Genomic DNA, 25,028 nt, shown 5'->3' on the forward strand with positions numbered 1-25,028 from the left:
TTGCAGGCGAGTCATGCCATACAGCCCGCCTACGTTTGTTAATCATTCATTGCCGTGCCACACAGCCAAGGTAAGGGCCGCTACAAATCGAGGCAAAAAAAGCCTTTTCTCCCTTGGAAACCCGTTTTTTTCAAAGTAGCATCGGCTGGCCAGTGGGAAAGCAGCTTTTCTCTGGTGAAGATTGATGTCCAAAAAGGAAAAACCCAACATGGCAACTGCAAAAAAAGCTCCGGCAAAGACCGCTGCGGACAATGCCGCAGCACCGGCAAAGAAGCGCACTCCCAACGCAGCCTTCATGAAGGCCCTCACCCCCAGCCCCGCACTGGCTGCCGTGGTGGGTTCTGCGCCACTGCCACGCACGGAGATCATCAGCAAGCTGTGGGTCTACATCAAGGCCAACAACCTGCAAGACGCCGCCAACAAGCGCAACATCAACGCCGATGCCAAGCTCAAGGAACTGTTCGGCAAACCTCAGGTTTCCATGTTCGAACTCGCTGGCCTGATTGGCAAGCACGTCAGCTGAGCCCTTCGCCCAGTTACGCAAAAGCCGGCTCTGCCGGCTTTTTGCTTTTTGGCCCCGCTGACCGTGGCGCCCTGGTCAGTTGGTCACGCTGTTGTTTACAAACACCAATACAAATGAGAATGACCCTCATTTGATACAATACATCACAGCTGACAAACGCATAGCCATGCACAACACGCCCTGCTGCGTGAATCTAGCCATTGCCTCTGGTCTGCTCTTGGTACATCCCTCGCCCATGCTGCGCGGCCACCGCTGGTGCGCGCTGACGAGCGATGCCACACCACCTGCACCACCCATTTTCGGAGGCCACCTTGGCAAAAACCTGCGCACCGCGCGGCAGCAGCATGCTGCAATCGACCCCCTCTTCCACCCCCCAGTCCGACAAAGTCTTGCTGCCCCTGGGCGCCATGATGCTGGCCGCATCGGTTGGCAGCTGGGCGCAGACCGGCACCACACCCGAAGCCACGCTGTCCACCGTGACGGTGAAGGAGCAGGCCGCCCCGCAGGGCAAAGACACCCTGCTGATCAAGCAGACCACCGTGGGCAAGGGCAAGCAAGAGATCAAGGACATTCCGCAGTCGGTCACGGTGTTCACTGAAAAGCTGATGAACGACCGCAACCAGGACGACTTCCGCGAAGTGCTGCGCACCACCGCCGGCGTGACCTTCCTGGCAGGCGAAACGGGTGAGGAAGACGTGCGTCTGCGCGGCTTCTCGCTGGGCCAGGCCGGTGATATCTACAACGACGGCATGAAAGACGCCCCGCTGCTGGAGCGCGACACCTTCAACAACGACCGGGTTGAAGTGCTCAAGGGCTCGGCCTCGATGCTGTTCGGCAAAGGCTCGACCGGCGGCGTGGTCAATCAGGTGAGCAAGTCTCCCCTGTTGATCGACCAGCACGAAGCCTCGTACACCTACGGCACGGGCAACACGCACCGCATCACGGGTGACTTCAACTTCATTACCGGCGAAAACGCGGCCTTCCGCCTGAACGCCATGGTGCAGGAGTCCGACAACTTCGGTGCCAAGCAAGACAAGCGCGGCATTGCACCCAGCTTTGCCTGGGGCATCGGCACGCGCGATGAGTTCTCCATCGGCGCGTACTACCTGACCACCGAAGGCCGCCCGATCTACAACCACCCCTGGCGCCTGTCGTCTGACGGCAAGATCAACACCACGCTGCCCGCCCGCAACTTCTACGGGCTGGAAAGCGACTACAACAACACCGAATCCAAGTACATCACGCTGGGCCATATCCACCGCTTTGACGACAACGGCAAACTGAACACCCGCCTGCGCTGGGGCAACTACAAGCGCGACATGCTGGCCAGCACCATTGGCTTCCAGAACAGCGGCATCACCCTGGGTCAGATCAACGAAAGCACCGTGCTGACCCGTGGCTCCAAGGGTCGCATCGGCGAAAGCGATGTGCTGCAAGCACAAAGCGACTACAGCAACACCTTCAACTGGGGCGGCAAGAAGCACGCCGTGCTGGCGGGTGTGGACTATTACGACGACGACGCCAAGCGCAACCAAAGCTACGCCAACACCACACCGCGCCCCACGACCATCGTGGGCGCGCCCAACAATGGCGCCTCGGTGGTGGATGGCCGCGCTCCCGTGCAGTGGAACACCTTCACGTCGCGCAACCTGGGCCTGTATGCGCAAGACACCGTCTCGCTCACCAACACCCTCAAGCTGGTGGGTGGCCTGCGCTATGACGACTTCAGCGCGTCTTACCGCAACCCCGCCGGCACGATCAGCAACAAGATCTCGGACAGCCTGGTCAGCCCCCGCGTCGGCCTGATCTTCCAGCCCGACGAGCTGACTTCGTACTACGTGTCTTACGGCACTTCGTACAACACCTCGGGTGACACCTACCAGTTCGGCAATTTGGGAGCCACAACCAACCGCGCCGCCAACACTCCGCCCGAGAAGAGCCGCAACATCGAAATTGGCAGCAAGTTCGAGTTGTTCGAGCGTCGCGCACTGCTGGGCGTGGCCATGTTCTACAGCGAGAAATACAAGGAGCGCAACACCGACCCCGACACGGCTGCAGCGCAAGAGTTGCTGTCCGGCAAGCGCCACGCCACCGGCATGGAATTCAACCTGGCCGGTCGCCTGACACCCCAATGGGAAGTGTTCTTCAACCACACCTGGATTCCTGACGCCAAGATCGACCGCAGCAACGTGGCCCTGGCCGCCAACGGCGGCGGCGCGCAAGTGCAGGGCGATCGTCCCGGCCTCACGCCCAAGCACAGCGGCAGCGTGTGGAGCACCTACGCCATCACGTCCAAGATACGCGCCGGCGCTGGTATTACTTACCGCAGCAAGCAAAACCCCGAGGGCTCGCGCGCCGTGTATGCCAGCGGTTTCGGTGTGGTGGATGCGATGGTCGAGTACGCCATTGACGACAAGACCTCCGTCAAGCTCAACGTGAACAACCTGTTTGACAAGGTCTATGCCGATGGCCTGTACCGCGGCTTCTACATCCCTGGCGCGGCACGCTCTGTGCAGCTGACCCTGAAGACCCGCTTCTGATCCCCTGCGCCCCGGCCCCTTGCCCACCTGCACACCATGTTCCTGCACATCCAGAACGTTCTGACCGCTGAGGAAATCGCTTTCTTTCAGCAATCCCTTGGCCCGGACGCCCCTTGGGTGGACGGAGTCCGCAGCGCGGGGGGCCAGGCGCAGCACCAGAAAAACAACCTGCAGCTGTCGCAAGCCAGCGAGCTGTCTGCCCAGCTGCAGGCCAAGGTGAAGGCGGCCGTGCACCGCAGCGCCCTGTTTTTTTCAGCGGCCCTGCCACGGCGCATCTTCAACCCGCTGTTCAATAACTATGGCGACAGCGCCAACTACTACGGCAACCATGTAGACAGCGCCGTCATGCACTCCAAGGCCGATGGCTGCTGGGTGCGCAGCGACCTGTCCTGCACCCTGTTTCTGACGGCGCCCGAAGACTACGACGGCGGTGAACTCGTCATCGCCCAGGCCCTGGGCGAAAAGCGCATCAAGCTGCCCGCGGGCGACCTCATCCTCTACCCCAGCAGCACCGTGCACCAGGTCTCGCCCGTCACGCGCGGGCACCGCATCTGCAGCTTCTTCTGGGTGGAGAGCATGGTGCGTGGGCTGGAGCAGCGCCAGTTGCTGTTTGACATGGACATGGCCTTGCTCAAGCTGCGCCAAAGCGTGGGCGAGACTGATCCTGCGGTGATTGCCCTGTCGGGCACGTACCACAACCTGCTGCGCATGTGGGCCGATGTGTGAGAACCGGTTCAAAGGCACCGGTAGCATCCCCCGATGCCCACCCACACCCACTTCAATCCACTCTCTTTTTGATAGCACCTTGCGCTTACTAGACAAGCGCCAGGTGCTTTTTTCATTGCAATGACCCATTCCCCCGCCCTGCAAAAGGTTCCCCCCACCGTGGTGAGCCTGGCCGACCACGAACAGCACGCGCGCCAGCAACTGGACGACAACACCTGGGCCTACTTCAGCGGCGGGGCGGCCGATGAAATCACCCTGCGCGCCAACCGCAGCGCGTGGGACGCCCTGACCCTGTGGCCGCGCGTGCTGCGCCCCCTGGCGGGCGGGCACACCCGCGTCAGCCTGCTGGGCCGCACGCTGGCCCACCCCATCTTGCTGGCCCCCATTGCCTTTCAGCGCATGGCCCACCCTGACGGCGAACTGGCCACCGCCTATGCCGCTGCAGCGCTGGGCGCAGGGCTGGTGCTCAGCACCCAGGCCAGTTTGCCGCTGGAGCCCATCGCCCAGGCGGTGCTCAGCGACCCAGGGCGCGGGCCGCTGTGGTTTCAGCTGTATCTGCAGCACGACCGGGGCTTTACCCAGGCCCTGGTGCAGCGCGCGGAAGCCGCAGGTTACGAGGCCCTGGTGCTGACCGTGGACGCCCCCACCAGCGGCATCCGCGACCGGGAGCGCCGCGCCGCGTTCCGCCTGCCGCCCGGCATCAGCCCGGTGAACCTTGCGAGCCTGCAGCCCGCGCCCACACAGCAACTGCAGCCTGGGCAAAGCGCACTGTTTGACGGCTTGCTGCACCAGGCCCCCACCTGGGACGACATCGCCTGGCTCCGGTCCATCACCCGCCTGCCCGTTCTGCTCAAAGGCGTGCTGCACCCGGCCGACGCCAAGCAGGCCGTGGCGGCGGGGGCGGCAGGGGTCATCGTTTCCAACCACGGCGGGCGCACGCTCGACACCGCCCCGCCCACCGCCGTCGCCCTGCCCCGTGTGGCGCAGGCCGTGGCGGGCGCCGTGCCCGTGCTGGTGGATGGCGGCATACGCCGGGGCACCGATGTGCTCAAGGCCATGGCGCTGGGCGCCAGCGCGGTGCTGGTGGGCAGACCCGCCGTGCACGGGCTGGCCCACGCGGGGGCTGCGGGCGTGGCCCATGTGCTGCATCTGCTGCGCGATGAGCTGGAAGTGGCCATGGCCCTGACCGGCTGCAAAACCCTGGCAGACGCGCCCGCAGCCCTGTCGGCTGACTGATCGAGCAACGGGGCCCGCCCCGGTGCGCGGGCCCTTCACATGGCTTGTGCCATGTCAACCCCACCAAAACAAGGAATTGCATTGCAAATGCGATGGATTCGCATTTATAATTCATTCATTACCAACAGCCAGCTACTTAGCTTGCCGCCATGATCGTCTGTGTATGCCGCCGAGTTTCGGACCGAGAAATTGCCCGCCACGCCCGGGCGGGTCTGAGCTTTGACGAAATCCAGTTCGAACTGGGCGTTGCCACCCAATGCGGCCGCTGCGAAAGCTGCGCCCGCGATGTGGTGGCGCAATGCAGTGCGTCTCATCCGGTTGCTGCGGTGCACAACGACACCGCGCCACGGGCGATCCAGCTTGCCAGCTCCATCACGGAAAGCAAGGCATGGACCTCCTCTCTACACTCGCAGGCAGCTTGATCCTGGTGGCGGGCTCCGCCTGGTGGATCTTTCGCAAATAAACAAGGTCTTTTTGGCCTCTAGCGCTTATACAGCAAGCGCTGGCAGCTATCATTTTTATGTCGCAGCCTGATCGTTTTGCCCCTGCTGGGGGCCTGAGTCGCAACACCGTCATCGTGGGCAGCGTCGTGCTGTTTCACGTTGCGGCCATCTGGGCCCTGCAGTCGGGCCTGGTGCGCAAAGCAGCCGAAGTGATTGTTCCCGCCGAGCTGCTCAGCGAGTTCATTGCCCCGCCCGCCCCCAAGGTAGCCCCGCCGCCGCCCAAGCCACCCGCGCCCACACCGCCCAAGCCAGCACCGAAGGTGCAAGCGCCCAAGCCCACCCCGGCGCCCATGCCCCTGGCCATCAACGACCCCACGCCCGCGCCCAACGCGCCCACGGGGGTGACCACGCCGCAGCCGCCAGCGCCGCCCATCACCGAGCCCGTGGCCGCCGCCCCCGCGCCTGCTGCGCCGCCCGCGCCCCCGGCGCCGCCCAAGATCGAGCTGCCGTCCAGCGACGCCGCCTACCTCAACAACCCCAAGCCCAGCTACCCCGCCATCAGCAAGCGCATGGGTGAGCAAGGCAAGGTGGTGCTGCGCGTGCTGATCGGCACCGATGGCGCCCCGCAGAAGGTGGAAATCAACAAGTCCAGCGGCTACGAGCGCCTGGACCGCCAGGCCCAGGAGGCCGTGATGCGCTGGCGCTTTGTGCCCGGCAAGCGCAACGGTGTTCCCGAGGCCATGTGGAACCTGGTCCCCGTCAACTTTGTTCTCGAATAAACCAATCAACGCTTAGGGAGTTTTCATGGAATCGCAATTCGGTATCGCCAATGTCTGGATTCAAGGCGACTTTGTGACCCGGGCCGTGGCCGTGCTGCTGCTGGGCATGTCGCTGGCCTCATGGATCGTCATCCTGATCAAGGCGCTGGACATCATCAAGTTCAAGAAGCACGCCCGCGCTGCGCAAGACTTTTGGCACAGCGAAGACTTTGCAGCAGGCATGACCAAGCTGGGCAACGACCCGACCAACCCCTTCCGCCACCTGGCCCTGGAAGGCCGTGAAGCCACCGCCCACCACCGCAACACCAAGGCGCACCTGCACGACGCACTGGACGTGAGCGACTGGGTGACGCGCTGCCTGCGCAACTGCATTGATGAATTCACCGCCCGTCTGCAATCGGGCCTGGCCATCCTGGCTTCGGTGGGCTCCACGGCCCCCTTCATCGGCCTGTTCGGCACCGTGTGGGGCATCTACCACGCGCTGCTGGCCATCGGCACCTCGGGCCAGTCCACCATCGACAAGGTGGCCGGCCCTATTGGCGAGGCACTCATCATGACCGCCCTGGGCCTGGCCGTGGCCATCCCTGCGGTGCTGGGCTACAACGCCCTGGTGCGCGGCAACAAGTCCATCCTGGGCAGCCTCAACAGCTTTGCGCACGACCTGCACGCCTACTTTGTGACGGGCGCCCGTGTGAACGCGGGCGGCGAACAAGGCAAGGTGCTGCCCATGAAGAAAGGCAGCTAAGCCATGTCGTTCGGAACCCAGGACAGCTCCGATGAGGTGATGAACGAAATCAACATGACGCCCCTGGTGGACGTGATGCTGGTGCTGCTCATCATCTTCATCATCACCGTGCCGGTGATGAAACACTCGGTCAACGTGGACCTGCCCAGGGCCACCAACCAGCCCGAGGACGTGAAACCCGAAACCGTGCGCCTGAGCGTATCGGCCGAAGGCAAGTACTACTGGAACGAATCGGAAGTGACGGAGGAAGAGCTCTTCCCTCGCCTGCAAGCCGAAGCTGCCAAGGAGCCGCAGCCCGACCTGCACATCCGTGGCGACAAGGCCGTGCGCTACGAAAAGGTGGCCACCGCCATGGCAGCCGCCCAACGTGCCGGTGTGCGCAAGATCGGGTTTGTGACGGACCCGCAGCCTTAAACAAGGCATCGTGGCGGTCACGCCCACCCTCTGGCACGGCACCGTGCCCCCGAAAGCCCCGAGCCTCGCGCGCGGGGCTTTTTGCGTTGTGAGCCCCGGTGCGGTGATCGCGGCGGCACCCCTCAGCGCTTTGCGCACGCCAGCCGCACTTGCCCACGGTGGCACGCACCTCTCAGGCCACCACAGCCACGCACTCCATACCTCAAGGGGTCCACTGCCTCACCTTCAGGAGACCTTGCATGAAGATTCGCCTAGCCGCCCACCTCACCTGCGCCGCCGTCTGCCTGGGGCTGCTGTTCGCTGACAAGGGAAGACTGGCAAGCGTCTTGTACTTCCTCTACCTGGGGGTCGAGGTTTTTATCTCCGCAGTCACGGGCAAGCAGCGCAACGATGGCGAGCGGTGAAGGCATCAGCCTTGGTGGTGGACGAGCGCCCGACCGCCTTCCGCACCATGCTCACTGCCTGAATCCCGGATCTCAACCCGAACAGGGAAATATTTTTCAGAAACCGCTTGCAAAGTAATTGCGAATCGTTATCATTAGCACATCGACAGCATTACACCGCTTCAGGAACACAGACATGCAAGCCACCCTGACCACCGCCGCGTTCTTGCGTTCTTCCGTGGCCCCCGCCAACACGGGTTCTGCCCCCTCGCCCACTGCTGATGGCCCCGTGCTGGCGGTGGACAGCAGCACCCTGCTGCAAGGCCAGAAGGCCGTGGCCATCAGCCACAACGGTTCGCTGTACCGCTTGCAAGCCACCAAGCTGGGCAAGCTGATCCTGACCAAATGAGTTTCATCGTGGGGCGACTCCCGGGCTCATCAGCAGTCCGCAAGGGTCGTTTTTGCCAGCCAACGGTTGATCCCGCGTAGCCAGGCTTTTTTTCCCTGCGATCTTCGTTTCCCCAACAAAAAACCGGCCCAGTGGCCGGTTTTTTGTTGGCGCGTGCCACTGGCACGGCTTGGGCTTTTACAGGCCGATGGCGGCAATGCCCGCACGGGCAATCTGCGCGTCTTCGGAAGACTTCACGCCACTGACCCCCACCGCACCCAGGCACTGGCCGTCCTTCAGGATAGGCACACCGCCTTCGAGCATACCCGCCACGGCAGGTGCGCTCAGGAACGAGGTGCGGCCGCCGTTGATGACGTCTTCATACACCTTGCTCTCACGCCGGCCCAGGGCGGCAGTGTGGGCCTTGGCTGGCGCAATGTGCGAGGAAATGGCGGGAGCCCCATCCAGGCGCTGCAACCACAGCAGGTGGCCGCCATCGTCCACGATGGCAATGGTCACGGCCCATTGGTTCTTAAGCGCTTCGGCTTCTGCAGCGGCGGCGATGCGCTTGACGTCAGCGAGTTCGAGTTCAAATTTGGTTTTCATGGAATGTCCTTTGAGGCGGGCCACGGGATCAATCCGCTGCCAACGCTCCCGGAGCATAGCGCCCGCGGCGGCGTTGGCGATGACCAGCGGGCGTGAAAGAGTTCATCCCTGCAGTCAGGGAATCCCGCGCATCCCTCACATCCCTTGCCCCCTTCACGCAGCGCCCCTGCGAAATAACGGTACGCCGCGGCCACGGCACTCAACGACTATGTTGACTGCGGCGCAGGGTACTCTCAAGGTTTGGGCCCAGCGTGCCGATAATGAGACAAGATGTTTCCATACCTCCGCGTCCTCCCTTCGCGTTTGCTTGTTGCCGCCATGGCGGTGGTGGTGCTGACTGGTTGTGAAATCCCAGGCATCTGGCCTGACCCCCGCATTGCGCAGCGGGAAGAAGAATCCAAAGCCATCGGCGGCGCCTGCCGCTATGCCCTGCGCGGGCTGGAAGACTGCTACACCCTGAATCCCAAGGCCTCGAAGGCAGCAGTGTTTGCGGGCTGGAAGGAAATGGACGCCTACATGCGCGAGAACAAGCTCGAAGGCGCCCCCTCGGTCATTGACCGCAACGAAAAACCCGAGAAGAAGAGCACGCCAGCCTCTGGCGCCCGCGACCCGGGCTGATCCTCCAAAGCCGCCTCACAGCGGCGCAGCCGGCCTGGGGCCGGCCGCTGCGCCTACCGGGCCTGCTCAGGCCCGCTCAAACACCGCCATGCTTTCAACGTGCGCGGTGTGCGGGAACATGTTGACCATGCCCGCCGCCACGCAGCGGTAGCCCGCCAAATGCACCAGCAGGCCCGCATCGCGCGCCAGCGTGGCGGGGTTGCAGCTCACGTACACAATGCGCTTGGGCGGCGTCCAGCCTTCGGCCCCTGCGGGCAACGGGCCAGCGCCCTCAGCGCCAATGCGGGCCTGTTCGATGTCTGCCAGGGCCTTGGCCAGGGCAAAGGCGCCTTCGCGCGGTGGGTCTACCAGCCACTTTTCGGCGGTGCCGTCGGCAATCAGCATCTCTGGCGTCATCTCAAACAGGTTACGCGCTACAAAATCAGTAGCTGCCAGCGCTTTTCCATCCTGCCTTTGGGCCTGATTTGACTTGTAATTTTCACGCGAGCGGGCCACCAGGGCCTCACTGCCCTCAATGCCCAGCACCTCGCGCGCCTGGGTGGCCAGGGGCAGCGTGAAGTTGCCCAGGCCACAGAACCAGTCAATCACCCGTTCGTGCTTTTGCACGTCCAGCAAGCGCAGGGCGCGCGACACCAGCACGCGGTTGATGTGCGGGTTCACCTGCGTGAAATCGGTGGGCTTGAACGGCATGGTGATGCCGAAGTCGGGCAGCGCATACGACAGTGTCTCGCCGCCTTCGTCCAGCAACTTGACGGTGTCGGGCCCCTTGGGCTGCAGCCACCATTGCACGTTGTGCTGCGCGGCAAAGGCGCGCAGGCGGGCAATGTCTTCGGCCGACAAGGGCTCCAGGTGGCGCAGCACCAGGGCCGTGACGTGGTCGCCGCAGGCCAGCTCAATTTGCGGGCAGGTGTCGCGCGCATCCATGTCGGCCACCAGCTTGCGCAGCGGCATCAGCATGGCGCTGACGTGGGGCGGTAGCACGGGGCAGACTTCCATGTCGGCCACGTAGCGGCTCTTGCGCTCGTGAAAGCCCACCAGCACCGCGCCCTTTTTGATGACATGGCGCACGGCCAGGCGAGCGCGGTAGCGGTAGCCCCAGGCGGGGCCCTCGATCGGGCGCAGGATGGTTTCGGCCTTCACCTTGCCCAGGTGCCAGAGGTTGTCCTCCAGCGCCCGCTGCTTGACGGCCACCTGGGCGCGCGTGTCCAGGTGCTGCATCTTGCAACCGCCGCAGGCGCCACCGTGCAGGCCAAAGTGCGGGCAGCCAGGGCGCACGCGCTGCGAGGACTCGCGGTGGATGTCCGTCAGGCTGGCCTGTTCCCAGTTGTTCTTTTTGCGGTGGGTGTTGGCGCTGACCCACTCGAACGGCAGGGCACCATCAATAAAGACCACCTTGCCGTCGGGCTTGCGGGCCACGCCCTGGGCATCCAGGTCCATGGACTGGACGGCAAGCCAGCCCTCGGGAAGATCGGGCTGGTCTGCGGTGTCTTGAAGGGGTGGGGAGAGTGGTTCGGTCTGTTCGCTCATCCCCCGATTGTCTCAGGCTCGCGGCCCGGTTCAGCCGCGGTCGGCGCGGCGGTCTTGGACTGGAGGGGGAACGGACGCAGGCTTGCCCGCATGCACAGACAGCTTGTTGATGGTGAGTTCACAGCCGTGCAGGTCGAGCGAGAAGATCAACTTGCCGCCAGGGGCGACCTTGGGCAGCGTCTGGTGCAGGGGGTACGACATGTCTACCGGTGGCTCGGTAGAGCGGTAGATCAGTTCACCGTCGGGTGCATAGATTTGATAGCAGGCAGCAGACGCCACGGGGCTGAACAGAGCGGCTGCCAGAGCGGCAACGGCTGCGACATGGGGCAATGCGGACATATTCCTCTCCTCGGGTATCAGTTCAAAATTTGTGGCTGCATTATGCGGCGGCGCCCTCGGCGGCTCCACCCCCATGGGACATCTGCCACCCTTACACATGCAGATGCAGATGGTTGCTGTGCTTGACCTCTTCCATCACTGCGTAGGTACGGGTTTCACGCACGCCGGGCAACTGCCACAGCACGTTGCCAGCAAACACCCGGTAAGCGTTCATGTCGGCGGCACGGGTCTTGAGCAGGTAGTCAAAGCCACCCGCCACCAGGTGGCATTCCATGATCTCGGGGTGCACCTGCACGGCCGCCTTGAACTGGTCAAACACGTTGAGCGTGGTGCGGTCCAGCAGCACCTCCACAAACACCAGCATGCCCGCGCCCAGCTTCATGGGATTGAGGCGCGCTTCGTAGCCCAGGATGTAGCCCTCGCGCGTGAGGCGCTGTACCCGCGCCAGCACGGCGGTGGGCGATAACGCCACGGCCTCGGCCAGCTTCAGATTGGCGATGCGCCCGTCTTCTTGCAGGATTGACAAGATTTTTCGGTCGATGCGGTCCAGATTATTTTCCATGGCACCTATTCTTAGTGAATTATTCAAACAATAGCGCATTCTTTGAATATTCATTCGACTCAAGTCCGGGGATCATCGCTTTCATTGCGCCAAACCCTGTTTGGCACCCACCTTCCACCCAAGGCCTCGCCATGACGCAACCCTCCGCTCCGTTCGCCCAGTTCGCGCCCCGCACCCCGCTCACCAACCCGCTGCGCGCCCCCATCACCGCCGCCTACCGCCGCCCCGAGCCCGAGGCCCTGGCACCGCTGCTGGCACAGGCCCGCCTGCCGCAAGAGCTGGCCACGGCATCACAGCAACTGGCGCTGCGCATTGCCAAGTCGCTGCGCGAGCGCAAGGCCAGCGCTGGTCGTGCCGGCCTGGTGCAGGGGCTGCTGCAGGAGTTTTCACTGTCATCCCAAGAAGGCGTGGCGCTGATGTGCCTGGCCGAGGCACTGCTGCGCATCCCCGACAAAGCCACGCGCGACGCGCTCATCCGCGACAAGATCAGCAATGGCCAGTGGGATTCGCACCTGGGCAAAAGCCCCTCGCTGTTCGTCAACGCCGCCACCTGGGGTCTGCTCATCACCGGCAAGCTGGTGGCCACGCACAGCGAAAGCAGCCTGGGTAACTCGCTCAGCCGTCTGATCGGCAAGGGTGGCGAGCCCCTGATCCGCAAGGGCGTGGACATGGCCATGCGCATGATGGGCGAGCAATTCGTGACGGGTGAGACCATTGACGAAGCCCTGCACAACGCCCGCACGATGGAAGCCGAGGGCTTTCGCTATTCGTACGACATGCTGGGCGAGGCAGCGCTGACCAGCGAAGACGCCAAGCGCTACTACGCCTCGTATGAGCAAGCCATCCACGCGATTGGCAAGGCCTCTGCCGGGCGCGGCATCTACGAAGGCCCCGGCATCTCCATCAAGCTCTCGGCCCTGCACCCCCGCTACAGCCGCGCGCAGTTTGGCCGAGTGATGGAAGAGCTGTACCCGCTGGTGTTGCGCCTGACCGTGCTGGCCAAACGCTATGACATTGGCCTGAACATCGACGCGGAAGAGACCGACCGGCTGGAGCTGTCGCTGGACCTGCTGGAGCGCCTGTGCCACGAGCCCACGCTGGCCGGCTGGAACGGCATTGGCTTCGTCATCCAGGCCTACCAAAAGCGCTGCCCCTTCGTCATCGACTACGTGGTGGATTTGGCCCGCCGCACCCAGCGCCGCCTGATGGTGCGCCTGGTGAAGGGCGCGTACTGGGACAGCGAGATCAAGCGCGCCCAGGTCGATGGCCTCACGGACTACCCCGTCTACACCCGCAAGGTGCACACCGATATTTCGTATATCGCCTGCGCTAAGAAGCTGCTGGCCGCACCCGAAGCCGTGTACCCGCAGTTCGCCACCCACAACGCGGAAACGCTGGCCACCATCTATCACCTGGCGGGCGGCAACTACTACGCCGGGCAATACGAGTTCCAGTGCCTGCACGGCATGGGCGAGCCGCTTTATGAACAGGTGGTGGGCGCCATCACGGCTGGCAAGCTGGGCCGCCCCTGCCGCATCTACGCCCCCGTGGGCACGCACGAAACCCTGCTGGCCTACCTGGTGCGCCGCCTGCTGGAGAACGGCGCCAACACCTCGTTCGTGAACCGCATTGCCGACGAAACCATTGCGCTGGATGAGCTGGTGAAGAGCCCCGTGCAGGTGGTGGATGAGCAGGCAGCGAAGGAAGGCACCGCCGGCCTGCCCCACCCGCGCATCCCCCTGCCAGCGGCGCTGTATGGCGCCCACCGCAGCAACTCACGCGGGCTGGATTTGTCGAACGAAAACACGCTGACCGAGCTGGCCGCCACCCTGCAAGCCACGGCAAGCCACACCTGGACGGCAGCGCCCCTGCTGGCCACTGACGTGCCCGCAGGCACCACCCAGCCCGTGCGAAACCCCGCTGACCACAACGACGTGGTGGGCCAGGTGCAAGAAGCCACCACCGCCGACGTTGACCAGGCCCTGGCGCACGCCCAGGCCGCCGCAGCCCCCTGGGCCGCCACGCCGCCTGCCGAGCGCGCGGCCGCCCTTCTGCGCACCGCCGACCTGCTGGAAGCGCGCATGCAGCCCCTGCTGGGCCTGCTGATGCGTGAAGCCGGCAAGAGCGCCAGCAACGCCGTGGCCGAAGTGCGCGAGGCTGTGGACTTTCTGCGCTATTACGCGGCCCAGGTGCAAACGACCTTTGACAACGCCACCCACATCCCGCTGGGCCCCGTGGCCTGCATCAGCCCCTGGAACTTCCCGCTCGCCATCTTCATGGGTCAGGTGGCGGCAGCGCTGGCCGCAGGTAACCCCGTGCTGGCCAAGCCGGCAGAGCAAACCCCGCTGATCGCCGCCGAGGCCGTGCGCCTGCTGTGGCAGGCCGGTGTGCCCCGCGCCGCCGTGCAGCTGCTGCCCGGCCAGGGCGAAACCGTGGGTGCGCGCCTGATTGGCGATGAGCGCGTGATGGGCGTGATGTTCACCGGCTCCACCGAGGTCGCCCGCATCCTGCAGCGCACAGTGGCCGGGCGCCTGGATGCCGCAGGCCGCCCCATTCCGCTGATCGCAGAAACCGGTGGGCAGAACGCGATGATCGTGGACTCGTCCGCCCTGGCCGAGCAGGTGGTGGGCGATGCGGTGTCGTCGGCCTTTGACAGCGCAGGCCAGCGCTGCTCCGCCCTGCGCGTGCTGTGCGTGCAGGAAGAAGCCGCCGACCGCGTGGTCGAGATGCTGCAAGGCGCCATGGGCGAACTGCGCGTGGGCAACACCGCCGAACTGCGCGTGGACGTGGGCCCGGTGATCGACGCCGAAGCGCAAACAGGCATCGTCCAGCACATCGAAAAGTTCAAAGCCCAAGGCCACCGCGTGTACCAGCACCCCAGCCACCTGGCGGCCCGCAGCACACCCGGCACCTTTGTGCCACCCACGCTGATCGAGCTGAACCACATCGGCGAGCTGCAGCGCGAAGTCTTCGGCCCCGTGCTGCACCTGGTGCGCTACGCCCGCAAAGACCTGGACCAGTTGCTCGACCAGATCAACGCCACCGGCTACGGCCTGACCCAGGGCGTGCACACCCGCATCGACGAAACCATTGCCCGCGTGGTGGACCGCGCCCATGCCGGTAACGTGTACGTGAACCGCAACATGGTGGGCGCTGTGGTGGGCGTGCAGCCGTTTGGTGGCGAAGGCCTGTCGGGCACCGGGCCCAAGGCCGGCGGGCCGCTGTACCTGCTGCGGCTGCTGTCGCAGCGCCCCGCCGATGCGCTGGCGCGCACCTTTGCCGACGCAGACCGCGCCACGCCGCCCGAGGCCGCGGCCCGCAACCGCCAGTTGCCCGCCTTGTCGGCCCTGCAGCAGTGGGCGCAAAGCCAGGGCAACGCGGCACTGGCCAGCACCTGCCAGCGCTTTGCACAGGAAACGCAAAGCGGCACCTCCCGCACCCTGCCCGGCCCCACGGGCGAGCGCAATGTGTACACCCTGGCCCCGCGCGCCCATGTGCTGTGCATGGCAACGTCTGTCAGCGACCTGCTGGTGCAAACAGCCGCCGTGCTGGCCAGTGGCGGCAAGGCGCTGTGGCCCACCGCACAGGCCAGCCTGCGCAACCAGCTGCCCACCGCCGCGCAAGCCCAGGTGGTGCTGCAAGACAACGCCCTCACCGATGCCAGCGTGGCGCTGGACGCAGTACTGCACCATGGCGATGGCCAAGCCTTGCAGGCCGTGTGCACCGCCCTGGCCCAGCGCCCCGGCCCCATCGTGGGTGTGACGGCCATGCAGCCGGGCGCGGTGGACATCCCGCTGGAGCGCCTGCTGATTGAGCGCGCCTTGAGCGTGAACACCGCCGCTGCGGGCGGTAACGCCAGCCTGATGACGCTGGGCTGAGCACCCGCCGCACTGCTACGCATGCGCTGCGGCGGTTTTTAATCAAAATGGCCGCTAGCGCTTATTAGAAAAGCGCTGGCAGCTATTGATTCAATAGCAATTCAGGACACGGTAGCCAACGGCAAGTTCAGCAGCAGGTTCTGTGGCTTGATGCGTACCAGCCCCTCGGCATTGGTGGCCAGCCCCAGGTACACAGGCTTTCCTGCGACATCCGCACGCATCTCTGCGGGGTTGGCAAAGGTCAGTGTGAACAGGCTGACCAGTCTTGCCATGCGCTCTGCCTCCACCGGCCGGTCCTGGTACAGGTCGTTCAAGATGGCGGTGGACTCCACGTCCAGCCCCACATGCCAGCGCCAGGCACTGTCGTTGATCTGGTGCACTGGCTCAATCTGCACCTGTACGCCCAGCATGTGCAACACCCAGCGTTCCAGCACCCGCGCCAGGGCCTTCAGGCCCGAGCGGGCGCGGGTCAGCTTGAGGGTGAGGCCGTGGCTCAGGTCCTGCGTCAGCTCGTGGGTCAGGTCCAGCAGAAAGTGGTGGCGCTCGCTCTCGGCCCAATAGGCCGCTGCGTTGTCAGGCGTGAGCACCTGCACTTGCGCGGTGGGTTGCAGCACACCGCCTTGGCGCAGCAGGCGCCCTACTTCACCGAGGCCTGCGGTTTCGTGCAGCAGGTCGAGGGCATCGCGGTCACCCGCCAGCATCTGGCCCTCTTGCAGGGTGATGCGCTGCGGGCGAAACAGCATCTCGGCCGCGCGGGCTTCCAGCGCGTCGTTGCTGGCGTCCAGCACATTGCGCAGCAGGGCCTGCACCACCGCGTCGATGAACACCGCAGGCACATCCACCGCGCCGCTGCGCATCAGCCGCAGGTAATAGGCCTCCAACGTGCCCCCAGCCAGAAGGCCGTCGCGAAAGCGCAGAAACACCGCGTAGTTCTCACGCGCATCGTCATCCTGCACTGCCGCCAATTGCTCGCGCTGCACAGGTGCCAGGGGTGCGGCCACCAGCCCCTCGTGCAAGGCGATTTCTGCAGCGCAGGACTCCGGCACCAGCGCCAGTTCGGGCCGTGCCAGCAAGGTGCGCACGTACGCCTCGGTAGGCACCAGCCAGCCCCGCGCATCGCGTTGCAAGAGCGAAAAGTGGCTGCCTGGCCAAAAATCGTTGTGTGGCGTCACGAAAGCGATCCCCGAAAATCAAAACCTCCGAGGCTACAACACCCACCCCGCGGCACCCGAGCTTTCCCGCAAAGCCATGCGCAATTGCAAGGCCAACGGCACAATCACCGCACCATGAACGCGCTGCCCCCCACGCTGCCCATCCGCACCGAATGCCCGCCCGGCGCCTGCGTATGCGACCGCGACGCCCTGCTGCAAGACCCCCAGGCCGATGCCCGGGTGCTGCTGCTCACCCGCGAGGAAGAAAAGCGCCTGCTGCAGCGGCTGGAGCAGATCACCAGCCTGGCCGACCTGCGCCGCCTGCAAGACCGCATGGAGCAGCAACTCGGCATCCGCCTGACCATCGCCCCCGGGCCCAATGAAGTGCGCACGCTGCGCGGCATCACCATCCTGGTTCACGAACAACGCGGCCTGTGCCGCAAAACCCGCCAGTCCATCCCCGCCGCCATCCGCCAAGCGCTGGAGCGGCGGCCTGAGATCAGCTACGAATTGCTGGACGAAGGCGGGCTGTTCGGCGCGCCTTGACCGCCCCACAGTACTCTGTTCAGGCCGCTACCGCCCAGGGTGACGCTGGTGCACTGAGTACCCGGCGGCTGAAGGGGGTAATGATCCGTCGCCTTCACGCTCTAGCTGAACCACCGCGCAAGAAAAAAGGCCTTGAAGTGATTCAAGGCCTTTTCAGAGGTGAAGCGAACTACGCTTCGATCATTCCCATTCGATCGTCGCTGGCGGCTTGCTGCTCACGTCATACGTCACGCGGTTGATGCCGCGCACTTCGTTGATGATGCGGCCAGACACCTTCTTGAGCAGTGCGTAGGGCAGCTCCGCCCAGTCTGCGGTCATGAAGTCGCTGGTCTGCACAGCGCGCAGGGCGACCACGTAATCGTAGGTGCGGCCATCGCCCATCACCCCCACGCTCTTGACGGGCAGAAACACGGTGAAGGCCTGGCTGGTCAGGTCATACCAGGTCTTGCCTGTCGCTTCGTCCTTGAAGTTGCGCAACTCTTCGATGAAGATCGCGTCGGCACGGCGCAGCAGGTCGGCGTATTCTTTTTTCACCTCGCCCAAGATACGCACACCCAGGCCAGGGCCAGGGAACGGGTGGCGATAGACCATCTCGTGCGGCAGGCCCAGGGCTACGCCCAACTCGCGCACTTCGTCCTTGAACAGGTCGCGCAGAGGTTCGAGCAACTTCAGGCCCAACTGCTCAGGCAGGCCACCCACGTTGTGGTGGCTCTTGATGGTGACGGCCTTCTTGCTCTTGGCACCGCCGCTTTCAATCACGTCGGGGTAGATGGTGCCCTGGGCCAGGAAGGTAGCGCCCTTGTGGCCGCCGGTGCCCGCCTTGAGCTTGGCGGCCTCGGCTTTGAACACATCGACGAACAGGCCGCCGATGATCTTGCGCTTTTGCTCGGGCTCGCTCACGCCCGCCAGCTTGCCCAGGAACAAATCGCTGGCGTCCACGCGGATCACCTTGGCGTGCAGCTTGCCTTCGAACATGTCCATGACCATGTCGCCTTCGTTCAGGCGCAGCAATCCGTGATCGACAAATACGCAGGTGAGCTGGTCGCCGATGGCGCGGTGAATCAACGCGGCAGCCACGGAGGAATCCACCCCGCCCGACAGGCCGAGAATCACCTCCTCGTCGCCCACCTGCTCGCGAATTTTTTGCACCGCCTCTTCGATATGGTCGCGCATGATCCAGTCGGCGCGCGTGCCGCAAATGCCCAGCACAAAGCGCTCCAGCAGGGCCCGGCCTTGCACGGTGTGCGTCACTTCGGGGTGGAACTGCACGGCGTAATAGTGGCGGCTTTCGTCGGCCATGCCTGCGATGGGGCAGGACGGCGTGGAACACATCACCTTGAAGCCTGGGGGCAGCTCGGTAACCTTGTCGCCGTGGCTCATCCACACCTTGAGCATGCCGTGGCCTTCGGGCGTGGCAAAGTCTTCAATGCCCTTGAGCAGTTCGGTGTGGCCATGCGCACGCACTTCGGCGTAGCCGAATTCGCGGGTGTTGGAGCCTTCGACCTTGCCGCCCAGTTGATTGGCCATGGTCTGCATGCCGTAGCAAATGCCCAGCACAGGGATGCCCAGCTCAAACACGGCGGCAGGCGCCTTGTCGTCCACTTCATACACGCTGGCGTGGCTGCCAGAGAGGATCACGCCCTTGAGCTGACCGTCCTTCGCGTATTCGCGGATCCACTCGTCGGTCACATCGCAAGGGTGCACTTCGCAGTAGACATGGGCCTCGCGCACACGGCGGGCGATGAGCTGGGTGACTTGCGAGCCGAAATCAAGGATGAGGATTTTCTGGTGTTGCATGGCGGGCGACAGAAAGGTGCGTGAGGGCTTGAGAAAAGACAAAGGCCCGAACACCTGGGAGATGGGTTCGGGCCTGTGGTTGCGGAAGGATCAATCCGCGCGGTAGTTAGGTGCTTCCTTGGTGATCTGCACGTCATGGACGTGGCTTTCGCGGATACCAGCGGTGGTGATCTCGACGAACTCTGCCTTGTTGTTCATCTCTTCGATCGTGGCGCAACCGCAGTAGCCCATCGCGGCACGAACGCCGCCAGCCATCTGGAACACGATGGAAACCATCGAGCCCTTGTACGGCACGCGGCCTTCAATGCCCTCAGGCACCAGCTTGTCGGCGTTGGGGTTGCCGGTGCTCGACTCCTGGAAATAGCGGTCGGCACTGCCTTGCTGCATGGCGCCGATCGAGCCCATGCCGCGGTAGCTCTTGTAGCTGCGGCCCTGGAACAGGATCACTTCGCCGGGAGCCTCTTCAGTACCCGCGAACATGCCGCCCATCATGATGGTGCTGGCGCCAGCCGCCAAAGCCTTGGCAATGTCGCCGCTGTAGCGAATACCGCCGTCTGCAATCAGTGGCACGCCGGTGCCCTTGAGGGCAGTGGCCACGTTGTCGATGGCCATGATCTGGGGCACACCCACACCGGCCACGATACGTGTGGTGCAGATCGAGCCAGGACCGATACCGACCTTCACGGCGTCGGCACCAGCTTCCACCAAGGCCAGCGCAGCCGCGCCAGTGGCGATGTTGCCGCCGATCACATCCACTTGCGGGTAGTTTTGCTTGACCCAGCGCACACGCTCGATCACGCCCTTGCTGTGGCCGTGGGCTGTGTCCACCACGATGGCATCCACACCGGCGCGCACCAGAGCTTCCACACGCTCTTCAGTGCCCTCGCCCACGCCCACCGCAGCGCCCACGCGCAAACGGCCAGACGCGTCACGCGCTGCATTGGGGAAGCTGGTTTGCTTGGTGATGTCCTTCACCGTGATCAAGCCCTTGAGCTCGAACGCATCGTTGATGACCAGGATGCGCTCCAGCTTGTGCTTGTTGAGCAGCGCCTTGGCTTGTTCGGGCGTGGTGCCGTCTTTTTCGTTGACGGTGATGAGCTTCTCGCGCGGCGTCATGATCTGGTGGACCTTGACGTCGTAGCGTGTCTCAAAACGCAGGTCACGGCCAGTGACGATGCCAACCACCTTACCGCCGTCGCACACGGGGAATCCCGAGATGCCCAGTTGCTCAGACAACTGAAGCACTTGCAAAACCGTGTGCTCTGGCGTGATCACCACGGGATCGCGCAGCACGCCGGATTCATAGCGCTTGACCTTGGCCACGTGCGCTGCTTGCTCCTGCGGTGTGAGGTTTTTGTGCACGATGCCGATGCCGCCCTCTTGAGCGATGGCAATGGCCAGGCGTGCTTCCGTCACAGTGTCCATGGCGGCGGACACGAGCGGCAGTCGGAGTCTCCGTCAGCATTGCGAGGGCGGCGGAGGCGAGGGGCATGTTTAACTGGATGTTGCGGGAGAGTTTCGTCGCGAGGGACGTGTCCTTGGGCAGGACCTGGGAGTACGCTGGCACCAGCAACACATCGTCGAAGGTGAGCGCTTTTCCAAGAAGGCGCATGAGAAAGCTCCAAAAAAAGGATTGTACCCGCACTGCCCCCCGCGCTGTTGGCGGCGATACAACCGGCTGAGGAGCCCAACCCTCCGCCCATCTGTAACCAAGTGCGAATGCTGTGACAGCTCACCGCCCTCACCGCTAAACTTGCCCGCATGAAAATGCACAAGCTTCTCCTGCTGGCCGTGGCCTGCACATGGGCCCTGGGCGCTGCTGCTCAGTGGCAGTGGATCGACAAGGACGGCCGCAAGGTGTTCAGCGACCGCCCCCCGCCAGCTGAAGTCCCCGCCAAAAGCATACTGAAGCAGCCCGGCGGTGCGCCGGTGGCTCGCCCTGCTGCCACGCCAGAAGCCAGCAGCACCGAGAACGCAACGCCCGCAGCGGCCGCATCCAAGCCAGCCGCCAAGCCTGTAGCGGCTGGCAAAGACAAAGAACTGGAAGAGAAAAAGGCCGCCGCTGAAGCTGCCGAAGCCGCCAAGAAAAAGGCGGAAGAAGAAAAGATAGCGCGTGCCAAGGCCGAGAACTGCACCCGGGCGCGCCAGGCCAAGGCAACGCTGGAATCCGGCGTTTTGATGAAGCAAACCAATGCACAGGGCGAGCGAGTCATCATGGACGAAGCCAGCCGCAACGCAGAAATCAAGCGCACCAACGACATCATCGCGTCAGACTGCACACGCTGAAGCCAAGGCAGCCAGGGCTCAGTAACCTGCCTTGGCTCCCGGGCGCTTGCTGGCAAACAGCCCGGTGGTGCGCGCGCCCTGTTTGGCAAAACGTTCACGCCGGGCCACTTTGGGGTCTACCTTCAGGGCGCGGTATACCTCCACCCGGTCCTGGTGTTGCAGCACCGTGGTTTTCTCCACCACACGCCCCCAGATCCCACACAGAGCCGCTCCCTTGCTCACTTGGCGCCAGGCGGAGCCGCTGGGGCAAGCCTGCAGCGCGTCTGCCACGGTGGATCCTGGCGGCAACTGCAACTCCCACTGCTGGGTTTGCCGCGGGGCCAGGCACACCACCACGGTCACGGTCAAAGGGACCTGAGAGGCTTGATCTGCTGCTGCGTCGTGGCCAGCAGCTTCAACCATTTGCTCAGCCATACACCTGCTCTGCGCGCTTGACGAAAGCATCCACCATGGTGGCCGCAATGCGGTCAAACACCGGGCCCACCAGGGCTGCCAGTGCGGCGCTGCTGAAGCCGTAGTTCAATTGCAGTTCCACCTTGCACGCCCGCTGGGTGCCGTCGCCCACAGGCAAAAAGCGCCAGTCCCCCTCCAGCTTGGAAAACGGACCTTTGACGAGGTGCATTTGCACCCGTTCGCCGGCTTCATGGACGTTGCGGGTGACGAAAGTCTGGCGAATACCGCCCAGCGCAATACCCACTTCCGCTGTCATCCCCGCTTCGCTGTGCTCCAGCACCTGGGCACGGTCACACCAGGGAAGAAATTCGGGATAACGCTCCACGGCCGTGACCAAATCAAACATTTCTTTGGGCGAGTACCAGATGAGGACAGACTTTTGAACGGTTTTCATGCAGACGGGGCCCGGCGCCCCGTGGCAGGGAGGGCTGATGTGGGGGCCAGAGAAATTAGAATCGCGGGTGCGAGACAGCGACAATTGTAGGGAGGCCTTTTATCTTCCGGTTTGCGTCTTATCTAATTCCTCATGGCCAAAAAACCCGATCCCTCGTCCCGCATTGCTGACAACAAGAAAGCGGCTTTCAATTATTTCTTCGAAGAACGCCACGAGGCAGGCATGGTGCTGCACGGCTGGGAGGTCAAGGCGCTGCGGGAAGGCAAGGTACAACTGACCGATGGCTATGTGCTGATCCGCGATGGCGAGTTGTACCTGCTGGGCTGCCTGATCCACCCGCTCAAAACCGCGTCCACCCACGTCAACCCCGAGTCAGCACGTACCAAGAAACTGCTGCTCAAGAAGGACGAGATCAAGCGCCTGATTGGCAAGGTGGAGCAAAAGGGCTACACCCTGGTGCCCCTGAATCTGCACTGGAAAAATGGCTTTGTGAAATGCGAAATTGCATTGGCCAAGGGCAAGGCCGAACACGACAAGCGCGACACCATCAAGGACCGCGAAGGCAAGCGCGAGGTGGAACGCGCCATGAAGAGCCGTAACCGCTGACCATCACGGCACCAGCAGCAACTGCCACCCCGCAAAAAAGCCGCTTCATCAGCGGCTTTTTTGTCTCTTGCGCGCACCTGCGTGCGGCAGGCTCACTTCAACGCGGCCAATGGATGGGCGTGCACAGGCCAGGGGCTGGCAAAGAACGGCGCAACCATCTCGGGCGTCACATCCTCGATGCGGCTGGGGTTCCATTTCGGGGTGTGGTCTTTGTCGACCGCCAGGGCGCGGATGCCTTCCACCGTCTCACTCTGGCCAGGGCGCAGGAAGAAGCAGTGGCGCACCATGTCGCGCTCCATGCGCAAATCATCGGCCAGGCCCATGTGGCGCGCACGGCGGATCTGCTCCAGCACCACATGCAGCATGAGGGGCGAGCGCTTGCGCAGCGTGGCCGCTGTGGCACGCGCCCAGTCGGTATCGGCGGACTCCAGGGCGCGCACGATATCGCCCACGGTAGGCAGCGAAAAATATTGGTCAATATCGGCTCTCGCGCTTGTGTGGTGAGCGCTGGCAGCTACAAATTTTGAAGCAACAAAAGCGCGAATGGCTTGCCCATCTGCAAAGTGCTGGCTGCCCAGGGCATCCCACACAGCGGCTTGCTGGTCTGAAGGCAGGCAGCCGTCGGCCAACTGGTTCTCGATGGCATCACCCGCGCCAATGGTGTCGCCCGTCAGGGCCAGCCACTCACCCACGCTGCCAGGGCAACGGCTCAGGAAGTAGCCACCGCCCACATCGGGGAACAGGCCAATGGCGGTTTCAGGCATGGCCATCTTGGTGCGCTCTGTCACCACGCGCAGGGCCGCCCCCTGGCTGATGCCCATGCCGCCCCCCATCACGATGCCATCCATGAAGGCGATGTAGGGCTTGGTGTAGTTGTGGATCAGGTGGTTGAGGGCGTACTCTTCCGTGAAGAAGTCTTCGATCAGAGGGTTGCCCTGGCTGCCCGCCTGGTGCAGAAAGCGAATGTCGCCGCCCGCGCAAAACGCGCCAAACGGGCCTTCCTTGTTGCTGCCGCGAATGGCCACGGCCAGCACCCGGTCATCGGCCTGCCAGGCAAGCAAGGTGGCCATCAGGTCACGCACCATGCCCAAAGAAAGCGCATTCAGCGCCCGGGGCCGATTCAAGGTGATGAAACCCACCTGACCACGCACTTCACTCAACACCTCAGCAGCCACCACTGTCTCCGTCATTTTTGTTCCTTCCAACCCAACATTTCATTGAAAACCAGGGCACCAATCACCAGCGCCCCACCGGACAATACGGCAGAGGCTGGGCGCTCTCCGGCGCCGAGCCACGCCAGCAGAATGCCAAAGATCACCTCCAGCAAGCCCAGCAGTGCCATCTCGGGAGCCTTGAGCACGCGCCCACAACGCACCGCCAAAACGCAAGGGATGGCCAACTGGAACACCCCCAGCAAAGCCAGCAAGAATAAATCATGTGCGGTGGCTTGCAGCGGCAAGGCCAGCGGCAATGTCACTATCACCGACACCACAGCCCCCACCAGCACCGCAGGCACCAAATCCACCGCTTGGCCGTGGCGCTGAGAGTGCTGCACCACCGTCCAGTTGGCAGCAGCAGCCACGGGCACGCACAGGGCCACCAAGGTGCCAGACAGTGGCAGACCCGCCATTTGTGATCCGTACATCCAGCCAATACCCAGCCCGGCGAGCCCAATCGCCACCCAGGTGCGCAGCGCAATGTGATGGCCGATGAATATCCGAGCAAAAAGTGCCGTCAGCAGCGGCCCCACAGCCATGGTGACCAGCACGTTGGCCACGGGCATCAACGTCAGGGCCACCATGAAGGCGGTGAACATCGTCGCCCAACACAAGCCTGACAGCCACAGCGCTGCGCCACCGCGCCGAATGGTGCCAAACACCCCCCGCCCCTGGATGGCGGGCAGCATGACCAGCAGGCTCAGCAAGGTGAAGAAACTGCGCCAGAAAGTGACTTCAAAACTGCGAGCCTGCTCCAGGTGGCGCGTGACCAACCCTGCAATCGACCAGAGCAAGGTCACCACCACCATCAGGAACACCGCGCGGGTGTGTGTGAGTTTGAGCATGGAACGGCTGTGTCAGAACTACCAAC

The 25,028-nt window shown here is 63.8% G+C and carries 26 protein-coding genes and 1 pseudogene; 15 read left to right on the plus strand and 12 right to left on the minus strand.

From position 1 onward, the window contains the following. Positions 1-42: 42 nt before the first annotated feature. Positions 43-297, minus strand: coding sequence for a hypothetical protein (locus tag AADJ04_RS05990; RefSeq protein ID WP_167336964.1), 255 nt, complete (start codon positions 295-297; stop codon positions 43-45). Between AADJ04_RS05990 and AADJ04_RS05995 the strand changes: the two genes are divergently transcribed. From AADJ04_RS05995 to AADJ04_RS06040, 10 genes are all read left to right on the plus strand, one after another. Next, positions 209-523, plus strand: a complete 315-nt coding sequence (locus tag AADJ04_RS05995; protein ID WP_341239052.1) for an SWIB/MDM2 domain-containing protein — start codon at positions 209-211, stop codon at positions 521-523. The genes AADJ04_RS05990 and AADJ04_RS05995 overlap by 89 nt on opposite strands. A 344-nt stretch (positions 524-867) precedes the next feature. Further along, on the plus strand, positions 868-3,063 hold the full coding sequence (locus AADJ04_RS06000; protein ID WP_341239081.1) for a TonB-dependent siderophore receptor: 2,196 nt from the start codon (positions 868-870) through the stop codon (positions 3,061-3,063). A gap of 36 nt (positions 3,064-3,099) precedes the next feature. Beyond that, positions 3,100-3,789, plus strand: a complete 690-nt coding sequence (locus AADJ04_RS06005) for a Fe2+-dependent dioxygenase (RefSeq protein ID WP_341239053.1) — start codon at positions 3,100-3,102, stop codon at positions 3,787-3,789. 120 nt (positions 3,790-3,909) lie between these two features. Then, positions 3,910-5,025: an alpha-hydroxy acid oxidase gene (locus tag AADJ04_RS06010; protein ID WP_341239054.1), complete on the plus strand. Its 1,116-nt coding sequence runs from the start codon at positions 3,910-3,912 to the stop codon at positions 5,023-5,025. A 149-nt stretch (positions 5,026-5,174) separates the two neighbouring features. Then, positions 5,175-5,447, plus strand: coding sequence for a (2Fe-2S)-binding protein (locus AADJ04_RS06015; protein WP_082758652.1), 273 nt, complete (start codon positions 5,175-5,177; stop codon positions 5,445-5,447). 98 nt (positions 5,448-5,545) lie between these two features. Then, complete coding sequence (locus tag AADJ04_RS06020; RefSeq protein ID WP_198847161.1) at positions 5,546-6,247, plus strand: energy transducer TonB; 702 nt, start codon at positions 5,546-5,548, stop codon at positions 6,245-6,247. 25 nt (positions 6,248-6,272) lie between these two features. After that, the gene (locus AADJ04_RS06025) at positions 6,273-6,992 is read left to right on the plus strand and encodes a MotA/TolQ/ExbB proton channel family protein (protein WP_341239055.1); all 720 of its coding nucleotides are present in this window, start codon (positions 6,273-6,275) and stop codon (positions 6,990-6,992) included. Positions 6,993-6,995: 3 nt separating this feature from the next. Beyond that, a complete protein-coding gene (locus AADJ04_RS06030; protein ID WP_341239056.1) occupies positions 6,996-7,406 on the plus strand; it encodes a biopolymer transporter ExbD in 411 nt (136 codons plus the stop codon). Between the two features lie 239 nt (positions 7,407-7,645). Beyond that, positions 7,646-7,810, plus strand: coding sequence for a hypothetical protein (locus AADJ04_RS06035; RefSeq protein ID WP_341239057.1), 165 nt, complete (start codon positions 7,646-7,648; stop codon positions 7,808-7,810). Between the two features lie 175 nt (positions 7,811-7,985). Next, positions 7,986-8,198 carry a hemin uptake protein HemP gene (locus AADJ04_RS06040; protein ID WP_044403079.1) on the plus strand — a complete coding sequence of 71 codons (213 nt, stop codon included), beginning with the start codon at positions 7,986-7,988 and terminating at the stop codon, positions 8,196-8,198. 177 nt (positions 8,199-8,375) lie between these two features. On the opposite strand, the gene AADJ04_RS06045 is transcribed toward AADJ04_RS06040, so the two are convergent. Then, positions 8,376-8,783: a heme-binding protein gene (locus AADJ04_RS06045; protein ID WP_044400933.1), complete on the minus strand. Its 408-nt coding sequence runs from the start codon at positions 8,781-8,783 to the stop codon at positions 8,376-8,378. 270 nt (positions 8,784-9,053) lie between these two features. Between AADJ04_RS06045 and AADJ04_RS06050 the strand changes: the two genes are divergently transcribed. After that, positions 9,054-9,401: a hypothetical protein gene (locus AADJ04_RS06050; protein WP_066698491.1), complete on the plus strand. Its 348-nt coding sequence runs from the start codon at positions 9,054-9,056 to the stop codon at positions 9,399-9,401. Positions 9,402-9,467: 66 nt separating this feature from the next. On the opposite strand, the gene rlmD is transcribed toward AADJ04_RS06050, so the two are convergent. The 3 genes from rlmD to AADJ04_RS06065 form a co-directional block, all read right to left on the minus strand. Continuing rightward, positions 9,468-10,928: a 23S rRNA (uracil(1939)-C(5))-methyltransferase RlmD gene (rlmD, locus tag AADJ04_RS06055; RefSeq protein ID WP_341239058.1), complete on the minus strand. Its 1,461-nt coding sequence runs from the start codon at positions 10,926-10,928 to the stop codon at positions 9,468-9,470. Between the two features lie 30 nt (positions 10,929-10,958). After that, on the minus strand, positions 10,959-11,267 hold the full coding sequence (locus AADJ04_RS06060; RefSeq protein WP_341239059.1) for a hypothetical protein: 309 nt from the start codon (positions 11,265-11,267) through the stop codon (positions 10,959-10,961). A gap of 91 nt (positions 11,268-11,358) precedes the next feature. Further along, entirely contained in the window at positions 11,359-11,829 is a 471-nt protein-coding gene (locus AADJ04_RS06065; protein ID WP_066698484.1) for an Lrp/AsnC ligand binding domain-containing protein, read from the minus strand. A 131-nt stretch (positions 11,830-11,960) separates the two neighbouring features. Between AADJ04_RS06065 and putA the strand changes: the two genes are divergently transcribed. Next, entirely contained in the window at positions 11,961-15,707 is a 3,747-nt protein-coding gene (gene putA / locus AADJ04_RS06070; RefSeq protein ID WP_341239060.1) for a trifunctional transcriptional regulator/proline dehydrogenase/L-glutamate gamma-semialdehyde dehydrogenase, read from the plus strand. A gap of 101 nt (positions 15,708-15,808) precedes the next feature. Here putA and AADJ04_RS06075 read toward each other — a convergent pair whose 3' ends face one another. Next, positions 15,809-16,879 carry a DUF6352 family protein gene (locus AADJ04_RS06075; protein WP_341239061.1) on the minus strand — a complete coding sequence of 357 codons (1,071 nt, stop codon included), beginning with the start codon at positions 16,877-16,879 and terminating at the stop codon, positions 15,809-15,811. A 114-nt stretch (positions 16,880-16,993) separates the two neighbouring features. On the opposite strand from AADJ04_RS06075, the gene AADJ04_RS06080 reads away from it, so the two are divergent. Continuing rightward, complete coding sequence (locus AADJ04_RS06080) at positions 16,994-17,404, plus strand: hypothetical protein (RefSeq protein ID WP_341239062.1); 411 nt, start codon at positions 16,994-16,996, stop codon at positions 17,402-17,404. 180 nt (positions 17,405-17,584) lie between these two features. On the opposite strand, the gene guaA is transcribed toward AADJ04_RS06080, so the two are convergent. Beyond that, on the minus strand, positions 17,585-19,201 hold the full coding sequence (gene guaA / locus AADJ04_RS06085) for a glutamine-hydrolyzing GMP synthase (RefSeq protein WP_066787006.1): 1,617 nt from the start codon (positions 19,199-19,201) through the stop codon (positions 17,585-17,587). Positions 19,202-19,291: 90 nt separating this feature from the next. Then, positions 19,292-20,813, minus strand: a pseudogene (gene guaB / locus AADJ04_RS06090) (IMP dehydrogenase). A gap of 149 nt (positions 20,814-20,962) precedes the next feature. Here guaB and AADJ04_RS06095 point away from each other — a divergent pair. Continuing rightward, positions 20,963-21,487, plus strand: coding sequence for a DUF4124 domain-containing protein (locus AADJ04_RS06095; protein WP_341239063.1), 525 nt, complete (start codon positions 20,963-20,965; stop codon positions 21,485-21,487). 18 nt (positions 21,488-21,505) lie between these two features. Here AADJ04_RS06095 and AADJ04_RS06100 read toward each other — a convergent pair whose 3' ends face one another. Together AADJ04_RS06100 and AADJ04_RS06105 are read right to left on the minus strand one after the other, a co-directional pair. Beyond that, the gene (locus tag AADJ04_RS06100; RefSeq protein ID WP_341239064.1) at positions 21,506-21,889 is read right to left on the minus strand and encodes an RnfH family protein; all 384 of its coding nucleotides are present in this window, start codon (positions 21,887-21,889) and stop codon (positions 21,506-21,508) included. 4 nt (positions 21,890-21,893) lie between these two features. After that, positions 21,894-22,334: a type II toxin-antitoxin system RatA family toxin gene (locus tag AADJ04_RS06105; RefSeq protein WP_338819448.1), complete on the minus strand. Its 441-nt coding sequence runs from the start codon at positions 22,332-22,334 to the stop codon at positions 21,894-21,896. Between the two features lie 132 nt (positions 22,335-22,466). Here AADJ04_RS06105 and smpB point away from each other — a divergent pair, with 132 nt between their 5' ends. Continuing rightward, a complete protein-coding gene (gene smpB / locus AADJ04_RS06110; RefSeq protein ID WP_044400887.1) occupies positions 22,467-22,940 on the plus strand; it encodes an SsrA-binding protein SmpB in 474 nt (157 codons plus the stop codon). A gap of 92 nt (positions 22,941-23,032) precedes the next feature. Here the strand turns inward: smpB and AADJ04_RS06115 are convergent, their stop codons facing one another. Next, entirely contained in the window at positions 23,033-24,130 is a 1,098-nt protein-coding gene (locus AADJ04_RS06115) for an enoyl-CoA hydratase/isomerase family protein (RefSeq protein ID WP_288482903.1), read from the minus strand. Continuing rightward, a complete protein-coding gene (locus tag AADJ04_RS06120) occupies positions 24,127-25,002 on the minus strand; it encodes a DMT family transporter (RefSeq protein WP_288482905.1) in 876 nt (291 codons plus the stop codon). Before AADJ04_RS06120 ends, AADJ04_RS06115 begins: the two co-directional genes overlap by 4 nt. Positions 25,003-25,028: the final 26 nt, after the last annotated feature.

Origin of the sequence: uncultured Acidovorax sp., assembly GCF_964021665.1 — a bacterium.
GTDB lineage: Bacteria > Pseudomonadota > Gammaproteobacteria > Burkholderiales > Burkholderiaceae_C > Acidovorax > Acidovorax temperans.

Bases quoted from the DNA above. Each gene is read 5' to 3' on its own strand.
- guaA (WP_066787006.1), bottom strand. From the start codon at position 19,201: ATGCAACACCAGAAAATCCTCATCCTTGATTTCGGCTCGCAAGTCACC.
- AADJ04_RS06025 (WP_341239055.1), top strand. From the start codon at position 6,273: ATGGAATCGCAATTCGGTATCGCCAATGTCTGGATTCAAGGCGACTTT.
- rlmD (WP_341239058.1), bottom strand. From the start codon at position 10,928: ATGAGCGAACAGACCGAACCACTCTCCCCACCCCTTCAAGACACCGCA.
- AADJ04_RS05995 (WP_341239052.1), top strand. From the start codon at position 209: ATGGCAACTGCAAAAAAAGCTCCGGCAAAGACCGCTGCGGACAATGCC.
- AADJ04_RS06030 (WP_341239056.1), top strand. From the start codon at position 6,996: ATGTCGTTCGGAACCCAGGACAGCTCCGATGAGGTGATGAACGAAATC.
- AADJ04_RS06015 (WP_082758652.1), top strand. From the start codon at position 5,175: ATGATCGTCTGTGTATGCCGCCGAGTTTCGGACCGAGAAATTGCCCGC.
- AADJ04_RS06120 (WP_288482905.1), bottom strand. From the start codon at position 25,002: ATGCTCAAACTCACACACACCCGCGCGGTGTTCCTGATGGTGGTGGTG.
- AADJ04_RS06040 (WP_044403079.1), top strand. From the start codon at position 7,986: ATGCAAGCCACCCTGACCACCGCCGCGTTCTTGCGTTCTTCCGTGGCC.
- AADJ04_RS06105 (WP_338819448.1), bottom strand. From the start codon at position 22,334: ATGAAAACCGTTCAAAAGTCTGTCCTCATCTGGTACTCGCCCAAAGAA.
- AADJ04_RS06060 (WP_341239059.1), bottom strand. From the start codon at position 11,267: ATGTCCGCATTGCCCCATGTCGCAGCCGTTGCCGCTCTGGCAGCCGCT.
- AADJ04_RS06095 (WP_341239063.1), top strand. From the start codon at position 20,963: ATGAAAATGCACAAGCTTCTCCTGCTGGCCGTGGCCTGCACATGGGCC.
- AADJ04_RS06010 (WP_341239054.1), top strand. From the start codon at position 3,910: ATGACCCATTCCCCCGCCCTGCAAAAGGTTCCCCCCACCGTGGTGAGC.
- smpB (WP_044400887.1), top strand. From the start codon at position 22,467: ATGGCCAAAAAACCCGATCCCTCGTCCCGCATTGCTGACAACAAGAAA.
- AADJ04_RS05990 (WP_167336964.1), bottom strand. From the start codon at position 297: ATGAAGGCTGCGTTGGGAGTGCGCTTCTTTGCCGGTGCTGCGGCATTG.
- AADJ04_RS06050 (WP_066698491.1), top strand. From the start codon at position 9,054: ATGTTTCCATACCTCCGCGTCCTCCCTTCGCGTTTGCTTGTTGCCGCC.
- AADJ04_RS06100 (WP_341239064.1), bottom strand. From the start codon at position 21,889: ATGGTTGAAGCTGCTGGCCACGACGCAGCAGCAGATCAAGCCTCTCAG.
- AADJ04_RS06115 (WP_288482903.1), bottom strand. From the start codon at position 24,130: ATGACGGAGACAGTGGTGGCTGCTGAGGTGTTGAGTGAAGTGCGTGGT.
- AADJ04_RS06065 (WP_066698484.1), bottom strand. From the start codon at position 11,829: ATGGAAAATAATCTGGACCGCATCGACCGAAAAATCTTGTCAATCCTG.
- AADJ04_RS06045 (WP_044400933.1), bottom strand. From the start codon at position 8,783: ATGAAAACCAAATTTGAACTCGAACTCGCTGACGTCAAGCGCATCGCC.
- AADJ04_RS06020 (WP_198847161.1), top strand. From the start codon at position 5,546: ATGTCGCAGCCTGATCGTTTTGCCCCTGCTGGGGGCCTGAGTCGCAAC.
- AADJ04_RS06035 (WP_341239057.1), top strand. From the start codon at position 7,646: ATGAAGATTCGCCTAGCCGCCCACCTCACCTGCGCCGCCGTCTGCCTG.
- AADJ04_RS06005 (WP_341239053.1), top strand. From the start codon at position 3,100: ATGTTCCTGCACATCCAGAACGTTCTGACCGCTGAGGAAATCGCTTTC.
- AADJ04_RS06080 (WP_341239062.1), top strand. From the start codon at position 16,994: ATGAACGCGCTGCCCCCCACGCTGCCCATCCGCACCGAATGCCCGCCC.
- AADJ04_RS06000 (WP_341239081.1), top strand. From the start codon at position 868: ATGCTGCAATCGACCCCCTCTTCCACCCCCCAGTCCGACAAAGTCTTG.
- putA (WP_341239060.1), top strand. From the start codon at position 11,961: ATGACGCAACCCTCCGCTCCGTTCGCCCAGTTCGCGCCCCGCACCCCG.